Below are 2,960 nucleotides of genomic sequence, written 5' to 3'. Positions count from 1 at the left end.
GGGTGGTCCTGTGATCACCGATGGACCCCCACCCCCAACCCCTCCCCTCAAGGGGGAGGGGAGCAACAAGGAGAAGTCGAAATGAGCCGATTGATCCTCAACCGCCGCCGGCTGCTCGGGCTTGGCGCGGCTGGCGCCGGCTCGCTGGTGCTGGCCGGCTGCGACCAGTTCGATTTCCTCGGGGCGCGCAACGACCCGGTGCGCAACTTCCTCGAGCGGGCCAACCAGCTGACCTACAGCGCGCAGCGGGCGCTGGTCGGCGAGCAGGCGTTAGCCAAGGAATTCTCCGAAAGCGAGATCCGCCAGGGGCAGCGGCCGAACGGCTCGACCGACCCGCGCAATATCGAGCTCTATCGCGATCTCGAGGCCAGCGGCTTTGCCGCCTACAAACTCAGGATCATCGGGCTGGTGGAGACGCCGAAGGAATATTCGCTCGCCGAACTGCAGAATATGCCGGCGCGCACTCAAATCACCCGGCACGACTGCGTCGAGGGCTGGAGCTGCATCGCCAAATGGACCGGTGTGCCGCTGAGCCGGCTGCTCGACGAGGCCAAGGTGCAGCCGACGGCAAAGTTCGTCGTCTATCATTGCTACGACCAGATGGGCGGCGGGCTCTCGGCGCCCGAGGCCTATTACACCAGCTCCGACCTGATCGACGCCTTCCACCCGCAGACCATCGCGGCGTTCGGCCTCAACGGTGCGGCGCTTCCGGTGGCCAACGGTGCGCCGGTCCGCATCCGGATCGAGCGGGCGCTCGGCTACAAGCAACCCAAATACGTCCACACCATCGAGCTGGTCGACAGCTTCGCCAAATTCGGCATGGGGCAGGGCGGCTATTGGGAAGACCACGGGTACGACTGGTACGGCGGGATTTAGTCTGGCGCCGCTGTGACGACGACTGGGTACTCCACAGCTAACCGTTGAGACCTGCTTGCCCGAGCCACCTGACCGCCCGTAAGCAGGTGGGGTTCGGATCGCGTCCACACCGCTTTCGGACCAGCGGGTGCTACTAGCTCCGGCCCAAGGAGCATCCGCTTGCCTGTGGTGGGGGCGCGGCCGGATGCTTGCCGCATAGCTCCTCTGCGCGCCTTCTCGGCGAAATCCCTTGCATATCCGGCACATATCGCCCATATGGCCAGCATTCGCCCCGCGCACCTGTCCCGTTTATCGGGAAACACGCGCGATGACGGCGATGGACTTCTCTTCTTACTGGCCAAAAACGGTGAGCGGCGAAGTGCCCCGGAATGTCCCCCCGCAAGAGTAGCGGGAACACCGGGAGACAGCGCAACCGTGCGGCAATCCCGTCGCCATTGCATCTCTTGACCACGCCGAGCCCGAGATGGGTTTTCGGCGATCCACGCGCACCGATTGGCCCGGAGCGCGCCAATGAAAGTTTGACCATTGACCACTTCATTTTCCGAACTCGGCCTTTCAGCGCAGCTCGTCAGCGCGCTCACGGCAGCCGGGTTCACCACTCCGACCCCGATCCAGGCGAAAGCCATTCCGCCGCAGCTCGAGCGCCGTGACATCATGGGCATCGCCCAGACCGGCTCGGGCAAGACCGCGGCGTTCGGCCTGCCGATCCTTGCCGGCCTTGCCGAGCTCGGTGGCCGCGCCAACCCGATGACAACCAGAGCGCTGATCCTTGCGCCGACCCGCGAACTGGCGGTGCAGATCGACGAAGTGCTGCACAAGCTGGCGGGCGCCAAGCTCTCGACCGTCCTGGTGCTGGGCGGCGCCTCGCGCGGCGGGCAGATCCAGAAGATCGCCCGCGGCGTCGACGTGGTGATCGCCACCCCGGGCCGCCTCAAGGACCTGGTCGACGACCGCAAGCTCAAGCTCACCGAGACCCGGTGGCTGGTGCTCGACGAGGCCGACCGCATGCTCGACATGGGCTTCATCAACGCCGTCAAGGAGATCGCCCGGGCCATCGGCCCGCGTCGCCAGACCGCGATGTTCTCAGCCACCATGGCGCCCGAGATTGCCGAGCTCGCCAAGGGCCTGTTGAACGATCCGGTGCGCGTCGAAGCCAACCCGGCGGCGACGACCGTCGGCACCATCGACCAGCGGGTGATCCTCGCCGGTTCGAAGGAAAAGCGCGGCGTGCTCAACAAGCTGCTCGAGGACGAGAGCCTCAGCCGCGTCATCATCTTCTCGCGCACCAAGCATGGCGCCGACCGCGTGGCCAAGAACCTCGCCATCGATGGCCATGAAGCGGCGGCGATCCACGGCAACAAATCGAACAATGCCCGCCAGGCGGCGCTCAAGGGCTTTGCCAACGGCTCGGTGCGCATCCTCGTCGCCACCGATATCGCGGCACGCGGCATCGACGTGCAGAACATCACGCATGTGATCAACTTCGAGCTGCCGGACGATCCGGAGAACTACGTGCACCGCATCGGGCGCACGGCGCGTAACGGCGCTTCGGGCTTTGCGATTACACTGTGCGACGGCACCGAGCGCGGCAAGCTGCGCGATGTCGAGCGGCTGATCCGCAAGACCCTGCCGGTGACCGGCGAGCTCAAAGGCAATGGCGGCGAGGTGATCGACGCCGCGCAGGTTCGGGCGCAGCGCCAGCCACCGCGGCCGCAGGCCCCGCGTCCCGATGGCCAGCGCAAGCACGCCAATGCCGGCCGTCACTTCTCGGGCGCCAAGAAAGCGGCGATCGTTGATGGTCGCAAGCGCGGCCATGGCGAAGGCCATGCCGCTGCTCCCGTGAGCAACGGCCAGCCGCAGCGTGGCAACGCGCAGCAGGTGCGTGGTGGTGCGGCCAAAGGCAGCAACATCTCGCAGAACGGTGGCGCGGCTCCGACCACCCCCGGCTGGTGGGAAAAGCCGACCGGGCAGGGCACGCCGGCGCCCAAGCAGCGCTGGAACAAGAAGCAGAAGGACGCCGGCCGGCAGCGTCGTACGGAAAGCGCAGCAGGGTAACCTTCTGCTCCCCTCCCCCTTGAGGGGAG

General features: G+C 66.5%; 2 protein-coding genes. Both read left to right on the top strand.

Annotation, left to right across the window (positions count from 1 at the left end):
* The first annotated feature begins 81 nt into the window (after positions 1 to 81).
* Positions 82 to 876, top strand: coding sequence for a molybdopterin-dependent oxidoreductase (locus VW23_RS21325; protein WP_069911519.1), 795 nt, complete (start codon positions 82 to 84; stop codon positions 874 to 876).
* 525 nt (positions 877 to 1,401) lie between these two features.
* The gene (locus tag VW23_RS21320) at positions 1,402 to 2,931 is read left to right on the top strand and encodes a DEAD/DEAH box helicase (RefSeq protein WP_069911518.1); all 1,530 of its coding nucleotides are present in this window, start codon (positions 1,402 to 1,404) and stop codon (positions 2,929 to 2,931) included.
* Positions 2,932 to 2,960 lie beyond the last annotated feature (29 nt).

This window comes from Devosia insulae DS-56 (genome assembly GCF_000970465.2).
Taxonomy (GTDB): domain Bacteria; phylum Pseudomonadota; class Alphaproteobacteria; order Rhizobiales; family Devosiaceae; genus Devosia_A; species Devosia_A insulae.
The sequence above is the reverse complement of the archived record's forward strand: the minus strand, read 5'-3'. Positions and strand labels throughout refer to the sequence as shown.

Coding starts and splice junctions, on each gene's coding strand:
- VW23_RS21325 (WP_069911519.1), top strand. CDS start 82: ATGAGCCGATTGATCCTCAACCGCCGCCGGCTGCTCGGGCTTGGCGCG.